Here is a 17,040-nt window from a genome sequence, read left to right on the forward strand (position 1 = left end):
CAGCCTTAAATAAATCAATAACTTAAATGTCGCCATTTGGCGACACTACAAATAGCGGATTGTCGCGGTTTTGCGACAGGCATAAAAAAGCCCGGTCGCAAATCGCTGACCGGGCTTTTAAGGGCAATCGTTAATGATTAGCCAAGCTGTTTACGCGCATTGCGGAAAATACGCATCCACGGGCTGTCTTCACCCCAGTTTTCCGGGTGCCACGAGTTGCTCACCGTGCGGAATACGCGTTCCGGGTGCGGCATCATGATGGTCACACGGCCGTTTTCCGTGGTAACAGCGGTGATACCGTTCGCTGAGCCATTCGGGTTAGCCGGATAGGTTTGCGTGACTTTGCCGAAGTTATCGACGAAGCGCAGTGCCACCAGACCTTTGCTTTCCAGCTCGGCAAGGTGTGCCGCGTTACGCACTTCGATTTGTCCTTCACCGTGAGAAACCGCAATTGGCATCTGCGAGCCCACCATTCCCTGCAACAGCAGAGACGGGCTTTGCGTGACTTCTACCAGGCTGAAACGCGCTTCGAATCGGTCGGACTGGTTACGCACAAAGCGCGGCCAGGCTTCGCTACCCGGGATCAGTTCACGCAGGTTAGACATCATCTGGCAGCCGTTACACACACCCAGCGCCAGCGTCTGCGGACGGTGGAAGAAGGTTTCGAATTCGTCACGCACACGATTGTTGAACAGAATGGATTTCGCCCAGCCTTCACCCGCGCCCAGCACGTCACCGTAAGAGAAGCCGCCGCACGCGACCAGCGCCTGGAAATCTTCCAGACCGGTACGTCCTGCCAGCAGGTCACTCATGTGCACGTCGATGGCATCAAAGCCTGCACGGTGGAAGGCTGCCGCCATCTCAACGTGGGAGTTAACACCCTGCTCACGCAGTACGGCCACTTTCGGACGCGCACCCGTTGCGATGTACGGTGCGGCGATGTCTTCGTTGATGTCGAAGGAGAGCTTCACGTTCAGGCCAGGATCGTTGTCGTTGGCTTTCGCGTCGTGTTCCTGATCGGCACATTCCGGGTTGTCACGCAGGCGCTGCATCTGCCAGGTGGTTTCTGCCCACCACATGCGCAGGGTAGTGCGGCTTTCGCTGAACACCGCGTGGCCATCAGCTTCAATCACGAAGCGGTCGCCCTGCACGGCTTTACCCAGATAGTGCACGCAGTCGGCCAGGCCGTGCTGTGCAAGTACGGCTTCAACGGCGTCGCGATCCGCGGCACGAACCTGAATGACCGCGCCCAGCTCTTCGTTGAACAGCGCTGCCAGTCGGTCTTCACCCAGCGTGGCAATGTTTGCTTCCACGCCGCAGTGACCGGTAAAGGCCATTTCTGCCAGGGTAACCAGCAGGCCACCGTCTGAACGGTCGTGGTAGGCCAGCAGTTTGCGCTGAGCGACCAGCGCCTGAATGGCATCGTAGAAACCTTTTAACTGCGCCACGTCGCGTACATCGGCAGGTTTGTCACCCAGTTGACGGTAAACCTGTGCCAGCGCGGTTGCGCCCAGCGCGTTGTAACCTTTACCCAGGTCAATCAGCAGCAGGGCGTTGTCTTCGGTCGCCAGCTGCGGGGTGATGGTATGACGCACATCTTCCACGCGGGCAAATGCTGTGATAACCAGCGACAGCGGAGAGGTCATCTCGCGCTGCTCGTTGCCTTCCTGCCAGCGGGTTTTCATCGACATGGAATCTTTACCCACCGGAATGGTCAGGCCGAGCGCAGGACACAGCTCTTCACCTACCGCTTTCACCGCTTCATACAGACCTGCATCTTCACCCGGGTGGCCAGCAGCAGCCATCCAGTTAGCAGACAATTTGATACGCTTGATGTCGCCAATCTGGGTTGCCGCGATGTTGGTCAGCGCTTCCCCCACCGCCAGACGGGCAGATGCTGCGAAGTCCAGCAGCGCCACCGGCGTACGTTCACCCAGCGCCATTGCTTCACCGTAGTAGCTGTCGAGGCTCGCGGTCGTCACGGCGCAGTTCGCCACCGGGATCTGCCACGGGCCAACCATCTGATCGCGCGACACCATACCGGTTACGGTACGGTCGCCGATGGTAACCAGGAAGGTTTTCTCTGCCACAGCCGGCAGGTGCAGAACGCGGTTTACCGCTTCGGCAACGGTAATATCCTGACGATCCAGCGCTTTGCCTGCCGCTTTACGGGTCTGCACGTCGCGAGTCATCTTCGGCGTTTTGCCGAGCAGCACGTCCAGCGGCAGATCGATTGGCTGATTGTCGAAGTGAGTGTCGCTTAATGAGAGGTGCTGCTCTTCGGTAGCTTCACCGATAACGGCATAAGGTGCACGCTCGCGGCGGCACAGCTCGTCAAACAGTGGCAGCTGGTCGGCGGCAACCGCCAGCACGTAGCGTTCCTGGGATTCGTTACACCAGATTTCCAGTGGGCTCATGCCTGGCTCATCGCTCAGGATGTCACGCAGGTTAAAGCGGCCGCCACGACCACCGTCGCTTACCAGCTCTGGCATGGCGTTAGACAGACCGCCCGCACCCACGTCATGAATAAAGAGGATTGGGTTAGCATCGCCAAGCTGCCAGCAGCGGTCGATCACTTCCTGGCAACGACGTTCCATTTCCGGGTTGTCGCGTTGTACAGAAGCGAAGTCGAGATCTGCATCAGACTGACCGGATGCCATTGAAGAGGCCGCACCGCCGCCCAGGCCGATGTTCATTGCCGGGCCACCCAGTACGATCAGCTTCGCGCCGACGACGATCTCACCTTTCTGCACGTGATCGGCACGAATATTACCGATGCCGCCGGCCAGCATGATCGGTTTGTGGTAGCCGCGCAGCTCTTCGCCGTTGTGGCTGTCAACTTTCTCTTCGTAGGTACGGAAGTAACCGTTCAGTGCCGGACGACCAAATTCGTTGTTGAATGCTGCGCCGCCCAGCGGGCCTTCGGTCATGATATCCAGCGCGGTCACAATGCGCTCTGGCTTACCGAAATCTTCTTCCCACGGCTGCTCAAAGCCCGGGATACGCAGGTTGGAAACAGAGAAGCCCACCAGACCGGCTTTCGGTTTTGCACCACGTCCGGTTGCGCCTTCATCGCGGATTTCACCGCCAGAGCCGGTTGCCGCACCTGGCCACGGAGATATCGCCGTCGGGTGGTTGTGGGTTTCAACTTTCATCAGGATATGCGCAGGCTCCTGGTGGAAGTCATAGCGCCCTGCTTCGCGATCGGCGAAGAAGCGGCCCACCTCGGAACCTTCCATCACCGCGGCGTTGTCTTTATAGGCAGACAACACGTGGTCAGGGGTTTGTTCCATGGTGTTTTTGATCATTTTGAACAGCGACTTCGGCTGTTGTTCACCGTCGATGACCCAGTCGGCGTTGAAGATTTTGTGGCGGCAGTGCTCGGAGTTAGCCTGCGCGAACATGTAGAGTTCGATGTCGTTCGGGTTACGGTTCAGCTTAACGAACGCGTCCTGCAGGTAATCAATCTCATCTTCTGCCAGTGCCAGGCCGAGACGCAGGTTGGCGTCAATCAGCGCCTGACGGCCCTGCCCCAGCAGGTCTACGCTCTGAACGGGTGCAGGCTGATGGTGAGAGAAGAGCTTCTGCGCGTCGTCCAGAGAGGTAAACACGCTCTCCATCATGCGATCGTGCAGTTCAGCGGAAACGGCCTGCCATTGTTCGGCCGTCAGCGTAGAGGCTTCCACATAGTACGCCACACCGCGTTCCAGACGGTTAATCTGGTTCAGGCCGCAGTTGTGGGCAATGTCGGTGGCTTTGGAAGACCAGGGGGAGATGGTTCCAGGGCGAGGCGTAGCCAGGATTAATTTGCCGGTTGGCGTATGGCTGCTCAGACTTGGGCCATACTTGAGCAGGCGTTCCAGCTGTACTCGCTCCTCTGCATTCAGGGGTGCATTCAGGTCAGCAAAATGGACATACTCAGCGTAAATATTGCTTACCGGAAGGTCGGCTGCCTGAAAACGTGCCAGCAGTTTGTTGATACGGAAGGCAGACAGTGCAGGCGAACCACGCAGAATTTCCATCATAAGTCTCTCGTCTTCGAAGCGCCGGGGCGCTTACAGTGTGCGCAAGGGGGAAAACGGGCGTCATTATAGAGAATCCTGAGCGCCGACGAAACCGTTTGCGTCGAAATAAAATCGACAGAGACATTTAACAATAGATGTGACCTCTCTCTCTAATTTGTTGCCAACTGGCGTAAGTTTGCGCAAAATGCCGCACATTCAATGACAAACCTTATTCTTAACATGGCTACAGCACACTGAGGCACCCGGCGTCGCAGAGAATTAACTAATTGAAAAAATTAAAGATTAATTATCTGCTCATCGGCATAGTTACCTTGCTGCTGGCAGTGGCCCTCTGGCCTTCTATCCCCTGGTTCGGCAAAGCCGAAAACCGTATCGCCGCGATCAAAGAGCGGGGAGAGTTGCGCGTCAGTACCCTGAGCTCCCCGCTGATTTACGGCGACATCAACGGTAAAACCATTGGCCTGGATTATGAACTGGCCCAGCAGTTCGCCGATTACCTCGGCGTGAAGCTCAAAATTACCGTTCGCCAGAATATCAGCCAGCTGTTCGATGACCTGGATAACGACGATGCCGATATCCTGGCCGCCGGGCTGGTGTATAACAGCGAACGCAGCAAGAACTATCAACCCGGACCAACCTACTATTCGGTTTCACAGCAGCTGGTTTACCGCGTTGGAAACCCGCGCCCGCGCTCGCTTGCGACTATTAATGAGCAGCAGCTCGCTATCGCCCCGGGCCATGTGGTGATTGACGATCTGCGCGCACTTAAAGAAAAGAAATACCCGGACCTCAGCTGGACGGTAGATCCAAAGCTTGGTACCACCGCACTGCTGGAGCAGGTCAAAGACAAAAAGCTGGCTTACACCATTGCTGACTCCGTGGCCATCAGCCTTTTCCAGCGCGTACATCCGGAAATCGCCGTGGCGCTTGATGTGACCGATGAACAGCCTGTCACCTGGTTTAGCCAGCTGGATGACGACCAAACCCTGTCCGCTGCGATGCTCGATTTCTTTAATTCGATCAATGAAGACGGGACCCTGGCGCGTCTGGAAGAGAAGTATCTGGGTCACGGTGAAGACTTTGATTATGTCGATACCCGGAGTTTTCTGCGCGCGGTAGATAGCGTGCTGCCAGACCTGCAACCTTTGTTCGAGAAGTACGCCCAGGAGATTGACTGGCGGCTGCTGGCGGCGATTTCTTATCAGGAATCCCACTGGGACACTCAGGCCACCTCCCCGACGGGCGTGCGTGGTTTAATGATGCTAACCAAAAATACCGCGCAGAGCCTTGGCATTAGCGACCGGACCGATGCGGAACAGAGCATCAGCGGTGGCGCGCAGTATTTGCAGGATATGATGACTAAAGTGCCTGAGACGGTGCCGGAAGAAGAACGTATCTGGTTTGCGCTGGCGGCCTATAACATGGGCTACGCGCATATGCTTGATGCGCGCGCGCTGACGGCAAAAACAAAAGGCAACCCCGATAGCTGGTCAGATGTAAAACAGCGGCTGCCTTTACTGAGCCAAAAACCCTGGTACAACAAGCTGACCTATGGTTACGCGCGTGGGCATGAGGCTTACGCCTATGTGGAAAATATCCGTAAGTACCAGATTAGCCTGGTAGGTTATCTGCTTGAAAAAGAAAAAGAAGCAGTAGAAGCGAAACAGCTGGCGCAGAGCTATCCGGTGGTATTACCGAACGAAGTTAATCGTCCGACGGCTTCAATTCTGCCTTTTGTTGCTTTTTCTGCTGCCGGCGCATTCGAAAGAAGTCACTTAGTAGCCCCGAACACTCTGGTGCAAGCACCCCGCCGATAGTCTTGACCTGATGATTCATGCCCGGATGGCCAAGCACATCCATCAGTGAACCTGCCGCACCGGTTTTTTCATCCCGTGCGCCAAACACCAGCGTGCCAATACGGCTGTGCACCATTGCCCCTGAGCACATAACACAGGGCTCAAGGGTGACATACAGTGTGGTATCCAGCAGACGGTAGTTTTGCAGTACCAGCCCACCCTGGCGTAACGCCATGATTTCAGCATGAGCCGTGGGATCGTGGCGGCCAATAGGACGGTTCCACCCTTCTCCAATCACCTGGTTGTTATGAACAAGAACCGCCCCCACGGGCACTTCACCCTCTTCCCAGGCGCGTTGGGCCAGTGTCAGCGCGTGGCGCATCCAGTATTCATGATTGTGTTCGGGATTGGACAACGGTAGATACTCCAGTCTAAAGCGGGCGGCATTATACACACCCCTTCCGGATAAGACTATTCGAGTTGCTGAAGTTCACCAGCCGGGGTGACGCGCCAGCGGTGCTGGCAGAAATAGAGCAGCGGGTTATCCTGTTTGCTGTCGCTATAACCGCTGTAGAGGCGAAGCGGCGTGCCGATCCGCTTTTCTAACTGCGCCACCTTCTCGTGCCCCAGGCAGCGTATTGTCAGCACCCAGCCGCCGTAACCGCGGGCAATTTGAGTGGCGATAAGATTGACCCGTGGTAGCCAGGGTGTGTCGACGTAAACCTGTTCCACCAGCGACTGCGGGGAGCCGGTAATCAGCCAGATATCCACATCATTTTCAGCGAGGTAATTAGTCAGCCTTTCTTGTACAACCGGAAACGCGGTCACATGACCGCGAAACCAGTGGGCAAAATCCTGTTCGAGCTGTTTAAGCCGTGCTTCACGGTGGCCGAATGTGCAGCCCCACAACAACAGGCTCATCGGCCAGCGTGCGGCACGCCCCTTGATCAGCAATCCCAGGCCAACAACCGGTAAGAGTGGCAGTACGAGCAATGCATTCAGTGGCTGACGCCGTAGCAGGTAACGCATAAACGTACCAAACATATCCTGCTGATGCAGCGTTCCGTCCAGGTCAAAAAAGACAACGCGATGCTCGTGATTAGCCAAACCTTACTCCTCTGGATCGTTGAATCCTAACAGCCAGGTAAACAAGAACCCGGCGATCACCGCTACCAGATAGCCTAACAGATAGAGCATGACTTTTCCGGTCACGATGGTTAACGCCAGCGGCAAACCGGAAATGCCAAAGGTGATCACCGTTGCCACTTTCCAGTAGCTGATGAGCGCGCCTCCTACTGCACCACCCAGACATGCCCCGAGGAAAGGCTTCCCAAGCGGTAGGGTTACACCAAAGATCAGCGGCTCGCCAATGCCCAGTAATCCGACCGGCAGCGCCCCTTTAATCACCTTCTTCAGACGTGTATTGCGGGTCTTCATCAGCACCGCAATGGCCGCGCCGACCTGCCCGACGCCCGCCATCGACAGGATCGGCAGCAAAGCGTTATAACCATGCGCCTGAACCAGCTCAACATGGATGGGCACCAGCCCCTGATGCAAACCGGTTAACACCAGCGGCAGGAAGGTCCCCGACAATATTGCGCCCACCAGTAAACCACCCCGGTCGATAGCCAAAGAGGCGCCGTGGGCGATGGCCTCTGAGATCCAGCCACCGAGCGGTTGCAGCGCAACAATCGCCACGCTGCCAGTAATTAAGGTGGTGAGCAGTGGATTGAGGATAAGTTCAATCGAGCCTGGCAGCAGGGTGCGCAACTTTTTCTCAATCCAGCACATCAGGATGACCACCAGCAGCACGGCGATAACGCCGCCGCGCCCGGGCTGGAGCGCCTCGCCAAACAGGGTAATCTGCGCCAGCTGCGGACTGGAGAGGATCCCGGCCATTACGCCACCCATTGCCAGCGAGCCACCAAATACTTTTGCGGTATTGACCCCCACCAGAATATTCATGATAGCGAAGACGGCGCTGCCGAAAATGCCCAGAATACCCAGTAAGTTTGGATAGTGGGTGGCAAAGTCCCCCACGATGTCCGGGCGCTTGAGGATATTGATGATCCCGGTAATCAAGCCGGAGGCAATAAAGGCCGGAATAAGTGGAATAAAGACGTTTGCCAGCTGTCGCAGCGCATCGCTCATTGGGGCTTTATATTTTGCTTTTGCCTGCGCTTTGGTGCGTTCAGCATCGTCAAACGAGGCTGTTGCTTCCCCCCCCATCAGCGCACGCATGGCATCCACCACCTGTGCGGCTTTACCCGGGCCGACAATCAGCTGATGCTGTTGCCCCTGTTTGACGTATCCGCTCACCCCGGAAAGCTGCTTCAGGCGTGGCAGGTCAAGCTGCCCGTCGTCATGCACCTCAACACGCACACGCGTCATGCAGTTTTCCAGACGCTGTATATTTTTCTCTCCGCCAATCCCTTGCAAAATACCGCTGGCGAGCGCTGCCGTTTTTTCCATACACGCCTCTTTTTTAGTTTTCTAACGCTGCCCGTAAAAACCCATGATGCGTATCGAGTTTTGCTCTCGCAGCGGTTGCATCCAGCCCGCTTAACATCATCAAAATGGCGGGTTTAACATCGTAATCCGTCTGTCTGAGGACGGATTCCGCCTCTTCGCGGGTTGCGCCTGTGGCTTCCACCACCATCCGGCAGGCCCGGTCGATAAGCTTGATATTGGTGGCTTTCATATCCACCATCAGGTTTTGGTATACCTTGCCAAACTTCACCATCGCGCCGGTTGAAATCATGTTGAGCACCAGCTTTTGTGCCGTGCCGGATTTCAGACGCGTGGAGCCGGTAAGCGCCTCAGGCCCGACGACCGGGGAAATGGCAATGGCAGCAACCTGTGCAATCGGTGAGCCCGGATTACACGAGATAGCGACCGTGGTGCAGCCAGTCTGGTTAGCATATTCCAGCCCGCCAATGACATACGGCGTGCGCCCGGAAGCCGCCAGCCCGACAACCAGATCCCGCTCATTCAGGTTCAGCGCTTTCAGGTCATCTTCCCCGAGCTGTTTGTTGTCTTCCGCACCCTCTACGGCTTTCAGAAGCGCGCCGGGGCCACCTGCGATGAGCCCAATAACCAACCCATGCGGTACACCAAACGTCGGGGGACATTCAGAGGCATCGAGCACGCCAAGACGCCCGCTGGTTCCCGCCCCCATGTAGATGATGCGACCACCTGCTTTCAGAGCAGTAGCCGCCGCGTCGACGGCTTTTGCCACTTCGGGTAATGTCTCTTTCACTGCCTGCGCGACCAGCGTATCCTGTTGATTAAAACGGCTAACCAGCTCCAGCGTGGAGAGAGCATCCAGATCCATGGTTTGCGGGTTGCGCGTTTCAGAAACAAGTAAGCCAAGATTCATTTTTTGTACCTCAGGAATTTTTAATTCATAATAATCACACTATAATGGAATATAAAATTCATTCAGGCGAGCAAATTTCTTTATTTGCAGCAGCAATCACATTTTCGCCAGGAGAACGTATGAACTGTTTAATTCGCATCCGCCAGCGTTACGCGGGTTTTGCCCAGAGCGATAAAAAGCTGGCGGATTTCCTGCTTACGCAGCCCGACCACGCCCGCCATCTCAGTTCTCAGCAGCTGGCAAGTGAAGCCGGAGTGAGCCAGTCCAGCGTGGTGAAATTTGCCCAGAAGATTGGCTTCAAAGGTTTTCCGGCATTAAAACTAGCCATCAGCGAAGCGCTGGTGAGTAACCCCAACCCGCAGTCTATGCCGGTTCACAACCAGATCCGCGGTGATGACCCGATGCGCCTTGTCGGTGAAAAACTGATCAAAGAGAATGTGGCGGCAATGCACGCCACACTCGACGTCAACACTGAAGAGAAATTGCTGGAAAGCGTGGCGATGTTGCGTACCGCGCGGCGGATCATTTTGACCGGGATTGGCGCATCGGGTCTGGTGGCGCGTAACTTTGGCTGGAAGCTCACCAAAATCGGTTACAACGGCATTGTCGAGCTTGATATGCACGCCCTGCTTGCCACCGTGCAGGCGATGGAGCCTGACGACCTGCTGGTGGCTATCTCCTATTCCGGCGAGCGCCGCGAGATCAACATGGCCACCGATGAGACCCTGCGCGTGGGCGGTAAAATACTGGCGATCACCGGTTTTACCCCTAATGCCCTGCAACAACGGGCAACGCGCTGTTTGTATACCATTGCGGAAGAGCAGGCTACGCGTAGCGCGGCTATCTCATCCACCAGCGCCCAGATGATGCTGACGGATCTTCTTTTTATGGCACTGGTTCAGCAGGATCTGGAGCACGCTCCGGAACGTATTCGACAGAGTGAAGAGCTGGTAAAAAAATTGGTTTGAACAGGGAATGCGCATATAATGCCCGCCCTGTTTGTGTTGTTTCTGAGAATTTCCTGATGGCGCTGTTAATCACCAAAAAATGCATCAATTGCGATATGTGCGAACCCGAATGCCCAAACGAGGCGATTTCGATGGGTGACAGCATTTATGAGATTAACAGCGACCGCTGCACGGAATGTATCGGCCACTACGAAACACCGACCTGCCAGAAAGTGTGCCCAATCCCCAATACGATCCTCAAAGATCCGGCACACGTTGAAAGCGAAGAACAGCTGTGGGATAAGTTTGTGCTGATGCACCACGCGGACAAACTTTAAGGGCCTGTCTCTAACTTTCGATAATTACCGTCGCACTGGCGTAGTGACGTTCATCCGCGATTGTCACGTGCATATGCGCCACGCCGAGTTTCTCGGCCAGCTTCTGTGCTTCACCCCATAAACGCAGACGCGGTTTACCCAGTTCATCGTTAAACACTTCAAACTGATTAAACGCCAGACCGTTGCGAATTCCCGTACCAAAGGCTTTGGCGGCCGCTTCTTTCACTGCAAAACGCTTTGCAAGAAAACGCACCGGCTGCTGGTGCGCTTCCCAGATGGCCCATTCGTTATCGCTTAACACGCGTCGAGCAAGGCGATCGCCACTACGGGCGATCACCGCTTCAATGCGGGCTATTTCGACGATATCCGTGCCTAAGCCCAGAATGGCCATTACTTGCGCGCTTCCAGCATCAGGCGTTTCATCTCAGATACCGCCTCTTTCAGACCGCTCATCACCGCACGGCCAATAATGGCGTGACCGATGTTCAGCTCATGCATTTCTGGCAATGCTGCGATGGCTTTGACGTTGTGATAAGTCAGGCCGTGACCCGCGTTAACTTTAAGACCCAGACCTGCCGCATAGGTGGCAGCTTTGGCGATGCGCTCCAGCTCTTTAGCCTGAGTGGCATCGTCTTCGGCATCTGCATAGCAGCCGGTGTGGATTTCGATGTATGGCGCACCCACGTCAGCAGCGGCTTTAATCTGGTCGAAATCGGCGTCGATAAACAGCGAAACCAGAATCCCCGCGTCCGCCAGGCGCTTGCAGGCATCACGCATTTTGTCGACCTGACCTGCCACATCCAGCCCACCTTCAGTGGTCACTTCCTGACGTTTTTCCGGCACCAGGCAGCAGAAATGCGGTTTGGTGTCGCAAGCAATGGTCAGCATCTCTTCCGTGACGGCCATTTCCAGATTCATGCGGGTATCCAGCGTCTGACGCAGAATGCGTACGTCACGGTCGGTGATGTGGCGGCGGTCTTCACGCAGGTGAACGGTAATGCCGTCAGCGCCAGCCTGCTCAGCGATAAATGCCGCCTGAACCGGATCAGGATAAGCCGTGCCGCGCGCATTACGCAGCGTGGCAATGTGATCAATGTTGACGCCTAACAGTAATTCAGCCATGACAATCCTCGGTTTTCTTGTGTTTCTACGATCTAACGTTTCGGCATAAACTGCCTGAATAATTCGCGGCTCTTTAAAGGCTTGCCACCAAGATACGGCTTGAGTGCAATTCGGGTAAAGCGTTTTGCCGCGCGCAGGGTATCAGCATCAGGGAACTCGCGTTCATACAGCGCCCTGAGCTGCCGCCCGGTAAAAGTACTGTTATCAATCACGATACTGGCGATAAAGCCCTTTTCCTCGCGATAACGGTAGGTCATCGTGTCATCTACCTGCTCACCACTGCCTGCACAGTGCAGAAAATCCACGCCGTAGCCAAGATGCCCCAACAGCGCCAGTTCGAAACGGCGTAGTGCCGGTTCCGGCGTGCCAGTTGCGCCAGCAAGCGCCTGGATACAGTGCAGATAATCAAAGAAAAGTTCAGAGAAGCGGGTCTCATGTTCAAGAACGCGCGAGACGAGTTCATTGACATAAAGACCGCTATAAAGCGTGATACCAGAAAGGGGGAGCGCCAGAGAGACGGCTTCAGCGCTGCGCAGGGTTTTCACTTCCCCTCGCCCACCAAAACGCACCAGCAGCGGAGTGAAAGGCTGTAATGCGCCTTTCAGATTAGAACGTTTGGAACGTGCGCCTTTAGCAACAAGACGCACGCGACCCGACTCTTCCGTGAAGACGTCCAGCATAAGGCTGGTTTCGCTCCAGGGACGACTATGCAGGACGAAGGCACGTTGCCATCCTTCCATCATACTCGTCGTCTTTGGTTATTGGTCTTCGCCGTAACCGAGGCTGCGCAGAGCACGCTCATCATCGGCCCAGCCAGATTTCACTTTCACCCACAGTTCCAGGTGAACCGGTGCTTCAAACATGTCCATCATGTCTTTACGGGCTTCAATACCGATGGTTTTGATCTTGGCACCTTTGTTACCAATCACCATCTTCTTCTGCCCTTCACGCTCAACGAGGATCAGGCCGTTGATGTCATAGCCACCGCGCTCATTACTCTGGAAACGTTCAATCTCAACGGTAACAGAATACGGCAGTTCCGCACCCAGGAAACGCATCAGCTTTTCACGGATGATTTCAGACGCCATAAAGCGCTGAGAGCGGTCTGTGACGTACTCTTCCGGGAAGTGATGAATCGCTTCTGGCAGATGCTTACGCACGATGCCGGCGATGGTATCGACGTTCAGACCGGTCTCTGCAGACAGCGGTACGATGTCGAGGAAATTCATCTGGCTACCCAGCCATTGCAGATGCGGTAGCAGGTCAGCTTTTTCCTGTACGTTGTCCACTTTGTTGACGGCCAGAATAACCGGCGTTTTGCCATCGCGCAGTTTGTTCAACACCATTTCGTCATCCGGCGTCCAGCGAGTGCCTTCCACAACGAAAATCACCAACTCAACATCGCCAATCGAGCTGCTCGCGGCTTTGTTCATCAAGCGGTTGATGGCACGCTTCTCTTCCATGTGCAGGCCCGGGGTATCGACGTAAATCGCCTGATACGCGCCTTCAGTATGGATACCGACGATGCGGTGACGCGTGGTCTGCGCCTTACGAGAGGTGATAGAAATCTTCTGCCCAAGCAGATTATTCAACAGGGTGGATTTACCAACGTTCGGACGTCCGACGATGGCAATAAATCCGCAATAGGTTTTTTCTTCGCTCATTCCAGCTCCAGCATTTTTAACGCCTGTTCGGCGGCAGCCTGTTCAGCCTTGCGTCGGCTAGAACCTGTGCCAACCACCGGTTCACTCAGGCCACTGACCTGGCAATGGATGGTAAATTCCTGATCGTGCGCTTCGCCACGCACCTGCACCACCAGATAGGATGGCAGCGGGAGATGACGGCCCTGCAAATATTCCTGCAAGCGCGTTTTCGGATCTTTTTGTTTATCGCCCGGACTGATTTCGTCCAGACGTGACTGATACCAGTTCAGGATCAGCTTCTCTACGGTCTGGATATCGCTGTCCAGGAAAACGCCACCGATTAATGCTTCGACCGTATCAGCGAGAATAGATTCACGGCGGAAACCACCGCTTTTCAACTCACCCGGCCCAAGACGCAGACATTCACCCAGTTCAAATTCGCGGGCGATTTCCGCGAGGGTGTTACCCCGTACCAGCGTGGCGCGCATCCGGCTCATATCACCTTCGTCCACACGCGGGAAACGGTGATAAAGCGCATTGGCGATCACATAACTTAAAATAGAGTCGCCCAAAAACTCAAGACGCTCGTTATGTTTGCTGCTGGCACTGCGATGGGTTAATGCCTGTTGCAACAACTCCTGATGCTGAAAAGTGTAGCCCAGCTTCCGTTGAAGCCGATTAATTACGATGGGGTTCATGCGATACCAATAAATGAATGCGTCAAAAATGCAGCACACGAAACCGACCTGAGAAAACCAACGCGGTTTCGTGTGCCGTGGCACCCTTACAGGGCCAACCTTAAACTTCGGGGGAATATTCTATACACAACGACAGGGGATGTCGTTAGTTCGAAGAGATTTATCGCTTAAATAATTCACGTAGCCACTAATTCAAGTGGCTACGCGTTCAATTATTGAGAATTAATGGATCCCACCGATACGACTCAGGCGCACGCCAGTAGGCCATTCGCCTTCCTGCTTCTCAAAACTCATCCAGATAGCCGTCGCTTTACCCACCAGATTGGCTTCCGGTACAAAGCCCCAATAACGGCTGTCCGCTGAGTTATCGCGGTTGTCACCCATCATGAAATAGTGTCCTGGAGGAACAATCCAGCTTGCCAGCTGCTGACCGGGTTGTTTGTAGTACATACCCAACTGATCCTGCGCAATCGGCACGGTCAGAATACGGTGTGTAACATCACCCAGCGTCTCTTTGCGCTCAACCAGACGAATGCCGTTATCTTTGCTTTCACCTTTCGGAACCTGGAAGAAACCGCTGGTCGCTTCACCGCCGTTACGGCGGGCAAAGGTCTGCACAAAATCGCTCGGCTCAACGTTTGAGTAAGTGATTGGCAGCGCGTTTTCACACGCCGTACCGGAGCTGCAACCTGGCTGTACGGTCACTTCTTTCGCCACCGGATCGTAAGAGACCCGGTCACCCGGCAGGCCTACCGCACGCTTGATGTAATCAAGACGCGGGTCTTCCGGATATTTAAAGACAACGATATCGCCGCGTTTCGGATGACCCGTTTCGATCAGCGTTTTCTGGTAGATAGGATCTTTAATGCCATAGGCAAACTTCTCTACCAGAATAAAATCACCAATCAACAGTGTTGGCATCATTGAACCAGACGGGATCTGGAAAGGTTCGTAAATGAACGAACGGACAACCAGAACAATCGCCAGCACCGGGAACACCGATGCACCAGTTTCCAGCCAGCCCGGTTTCGGGCCAACTTTCTTCAGGGTCTTCGCATCGAGCCCGTCGCCAGTAGTTGCCTGCGCGACAGCCTGACGTTCACGACGTTTTGGGGCGAAAATAAACTTATCCAGACACCACAACAGACCTGTCACCAGGGTAGCAATGACCAGGATCAGGGCAAACATGTTCGCCATGCCAACTCCTTAAGGGTTATTTGCCGTCTTTACCAACGTGAAGAATGGCAAGGAATGCTTCCTGCGGCAGCTCAACGTTACCGACCTGCTTCATACGTTTCTTACCGTCTTTCTGTTTCTGGAGCAGCTTTTTCTTACGGCTCACGTCACCGCCATAGCATTTAGCCAGAACGTTTTTACGCAGCTGTTTCACGGTAGAACGCGCGATAATGTGGTTACCGATTGCGGCCTGGATCGCGATGTCGAATTGCTGACGCGGGATCAGCTCTTTCATCTTCTCAACCAGCTCACGGCCACGGTATGGTGCGTTGTCGTTGTGGGTGATCAGCGCCAGCGCATCAACACGCTCGCTGTTGATCAACACGTCCACACGTACCATGTTGGATGTCTGGAAGCGTTTGAAATTGTAATCCAGCGACGCATAGCCGCGAGAGGTAGACTTCAGACGGTCGAAGAAGTCGAGCACCACTTCTGCCATCGGGATTTCGTAGGTCAGCGCAACCTGGTTACCGTGGTAAACCATGTTGGTCTGCACGCCACGCTTCTCGATACACAGGGTGATAACGTTGCCGAGGAACTCCTGCGGCAGCAGCATGTGACACTCTGCAATAGGTTCGCGCAGTTCATAAATATTGTTCAACGGCGGCAGCTTGGACGGGCTATCGACGTAAATCACTTCTTTCGACGTGGTTTCGACTTCATACACTACAGTCGGCGCCGTGGTGATCAGATCCAGATCGTATTCACGCTCCAGACGTTCCTGAATGATCTCCATGTGCAGCAGGCCGAGGAAGCCACAGCGGAAGCCGAAGCCCAGCGCTGTTGAGCTTTCTGGCTCATAGAACAGGGAAGCATCGTTAAGGCTCAGCTTGCCAAGCGCATCACGGAAGTTTTCGTAATCATCAGAGCTGACAGGGAACAGACCCGCGTATACCTGCGGTTTCACTTTTTTGAAGCCAGGCAGCGCTTTATCCGCCGGATTGCGGGCCAGCGTCAGCGTATCGCCTACTGGCGCGCCGAGGATGTCTTTAATTGCACACACCAGCCAGCCTACCTCGCCGCATTTCAGCTCGGTACGGTCAACCTGTTTTGGCGTGAAGATACCCAGACGATCAGCGTTATAGACCTGCCCGGTACTCATCACCTTAATTTTGTCACCTTTACGCATGGTGCCGTTTTTAATACGGACCAGTGACACAACGCCCAGGTAGTTATCAAACCAGGAGTCGATGATAAGCGCCTGTAATGGTGCATCCGGGTCACCTTCTGGCGCAGGAATATCACGCACCAGACGTTCCAGCACATCAGGGACACCCACGCCGGTTTTCGCCGAGCAGCGCACTGCATCGGTGGCATCGATACCGACGATGTCTTCAATCTCTTCGGCTACGCGCTCAGGATCGGCGGCAGGCAGGTCGATTTTGTTCAGAACCGGAACCACTTCGAGATCCATTTCCATCGCGGTGTAGCAGTTTGCCAGAGTCTGAGCTTCTACGCCCTGCCCGGCATCCACCACCAGCAGCGCGCCTTCACAGGCCGCCAGCGAGCGAGAAACTTCATAGGAGAAGTCAACGTGGCCCGGGGTGTCGATAAAGTTCAGTTGGTAGATTTCGCCATCAGCAGCCTTGTAATCGAGCGTTACGCTCTGTGCTTTGATGGTAATACCACGTTCGCGTTCCAGGTCCATGGAGTCCAGAACCTGGGCTTCCATTTCACGATCAGACAGGCCACCGCAAATCTGGATAATACGGTCAGACAGCGTCGACTTACCGTGGTCAATGTGAGCAATGATCGAAAAGTTACGTATGTTCTTCATATAGTTAAATAATTATGCCTTACGAATTCCTGGAGGCCGCTGTTCTTAGCCTGACGTTTTTCAGTGCGAAAACGCAGCA

General features: G+C 54.8%; 15 protein-coding genes and 1 pseudogene. 4 read left to right on the top strand and 12 right to left on the bottom strand.

Features of this window, described 5'->3' with window-relative positions; translation table 11 throughout:
- Positions 1–137: 137 nt before the first annotated feature.
- Complete coding sequence (gene purL, locus ACT9TW_RS22465; protein WP_446493744.1) at positions 138–4,025, bottom strand: phosphoribosylformylglycinamidine synthase; 3,888 nt, start codon at positions 4,023–4,025, stop codon at positions 138–140.
- 35 nt (positions 4,026–4,060) lie between these two features.
- On the opposite strand from purL, the pseudogene ACT9TW_RS22470 reads away from it, so the two are divergent.
- Positions 4,061–4,138: pseudogene (locus ACT9TW_RS22470) on the top strand (hypothetical protein); the annotation flags it as partial.
- A gap of 153 nt (positions 4,139–4,291) precedes the next feature.
- Positions 4,292–5,842, top strand: coding sequence for a membrane-bound lytic murein transglycosylase MltF (mltF, locus tag ACT9TW_RS22475; protein ID WP_446493745.1), 1,551 nt, complete (start codon positions 4,292–4,294; stop codon positions 5,840–5,842).
- On the opposite strand, the gene tadA is transcribed toward mltF, so the two are convergent.
- The 4 genes from tadA to murQ are packed head-to-tail and all read right to left on the bottom strand — an operon-like array spanning position 5,730 to position 9,200.
- Complete coding sequence (tadA, locus tag ACT9TW_RS22480) at positions 5,730–6,236, bottom strand: tRNA adenosine(34) deaminase TadA (protein WP_041162105.1); 507 nt, start codon at positions 6,234–6,236, stop codon at positions 5,730–5,732. The two genes, mltF and tadA, sit on opposite strands and share 113 nt — an antisense overlap.
- Positions 6,237–6,292: 56 nt before the next feature.
- Positions 6,293–6,928 carry a phosphatidylglycerophosphatase C gene (yfhb, locus tag ACT9TW_RS22485; protein WP_446493746.1) on the bottom strand — a complete coding sequence of 212 codons (636 nt, stop codon included), beginning with the start codon at positions 6,926–6,928 and terminating at the stop codon, positions 6,293–6,295.
- A gap of 3 nt (positions 6,929–6,931) precedes the next feature.
- A complete protein-coding gene (locus ACT9TW_RS22490; protein WP_446493747.1) occupies positions 6,932–8,293 on the bottom strand; it encodes a PTS transporter subunit EIIC in 1,362 nt (453 codons plus the stop codon).
- Between the two features lie 13 nt (positions 8,294–8,306).
- Positions 8,307–9,200 (bottom strand): N-acetylmuramic acid 6-phosphate etherase, encoded by an 894-nt coding sequence (gene murQ / locus ACT9TW_RS22495; RefSeq protein ID WP_446493748.1) that lies wholly within the window; start codon positions 9,198–9,200, stop codon positions 8,307–8,309.
- A 119-nt stretch (positions 9,201–9,319) separates the two neighbouring features.
- Here murQ and ACT9TW_RS22500 point away from each other — a divergent pair, with 119 nt between their 5' ends.
- Together ACT9TW_RS22500 and ACT9TW_RS22505 are read left to right on the top strand one after the other, a co-directional pair.
- Positions 9,320–10,168, top strand: a complete 849-nt coding sequence (locus ACT9TW_RS22500) for a MurR/RpiR family transcriptional regulator (RefSeq protein WP_446493749.1) — start codon at positions 9,320–9,322, stop codon at positions 10,166–10,168.
- Positions 10,169–10,224: 56 nt separating this feature from the next.
- Entirely contained in the window at positions 10,225–10,485 is a 261-nt protein-coding gene (locus ACT9TW_RS22505; protein WP_014071370.1) for a YfhL family 4Fe-4S dicluster ferredoxin, read from the top strand.
- A gap of 10 nt (positions 10,486–10,495) precedes the next feature.
- Here the strand turns inward: ACT9TW_RS22505 and acpS are convergent, their stop codons facing one another.
- The 7 genes from acpS to lepA all read right to left on the bottom strand — a co-directional run bounded on the left by acpS (position 10,496) and on the right by lepA (position 16,961).
- Positions 10,496–10,876 (bottom strand): holo-ACP synthase, encoded by a 381-nt coding sequence (gene acpS, locus ACT9TW_RS22510; protein WP_166716663.1) that lies wholly within the window; start codon positions 10,874–10,876, stop codon positions 10,496–10,498.
- Positions 10,876–11,607: a pyridoxine 5'-phosphate synthase gene (gene pdxJ, locus ACT9TW_RS22515; RefSeq protein ID WP_446493750.1), complete on the bottom strand. Its 732-nt coding sequence runs from the start codon at positions 11,605–11,607 to the stop codon at positions 10,876–10,878. Before pdxJ ends, acpS begins: the two co-directional genes overlap by 1 nt.
- 32 nt (positions 11,608–11,639) lie before the next feature.
- Positions 11,640–12,347 carry a DNA repair protein RecO gene (recO, locus tag ACT9TW_RS22520; RefSeq protein WP_182063447.1) on the bottom strand — a complete coding sequence of 236 codons (708 nt, stop codon included), beginning with the start codon at positions 12,345–12,347 and terminating at the stop codon, positions 11,640–11,642.
- Positions 12,348–12,365: 18 nt separating this feature from the next.
- Complete coding sequence (era, locus tag ACT9TW_RS22525; protein WP_014071375.1) at positions 12,366–13,271, bottom strand: GTPase Era; 906 nt, start codon at positions 13,269–13,271, stop codon at positions 12,366–12,368.
- Positions 13,268–13,948 carry a ribonuclease III gene (rnc, locus tag ACT9TW_RS22530; RefSeq protein ID WP_446493751.1) on the bottom strand — a complete coding sequence of 227 codons (681 nt, stop codon included), beginning with the start codon at positions 13,946–13,948 and terminating at the stop codon, positions 13,268–13,270. The genes era and rnc overlap by 4 nt, the downstream gene beginning before the upstream one ends.
- Before the next feature lie 222 nt (positions 13,949–14,170).
- Positions 14,171–15,145: a signal peptidase I gene (lepB, locus tag ACT9TW_RS22535; RefSeq protein ID WP_182062091.1), complete on the bottom strand. Its 975-nt coding sequence runs from the start codon at positions 15,143–15,145 to the stop codon at positions 14,171–14,173.
- 16 nt (positions 15,146–15,161) lie between these two features.
- Positions 15,162–16,961, bottom strand: coding sequence for a translation elongation factor 4 (gene lepA / locus ACT9TW_RS22540; RefSeq protein WP_182062092.1), 1,800 nt, complete (start codon positions 16,959–16,961; stop codon positions 15,162–15,164).
- Positions 16,962–17,040: the final 79 nt, after the last annotated feature.

The sequence above is a fragment of the Enterobacter sp. C4G1 genome (assembly GCF_052886895.1).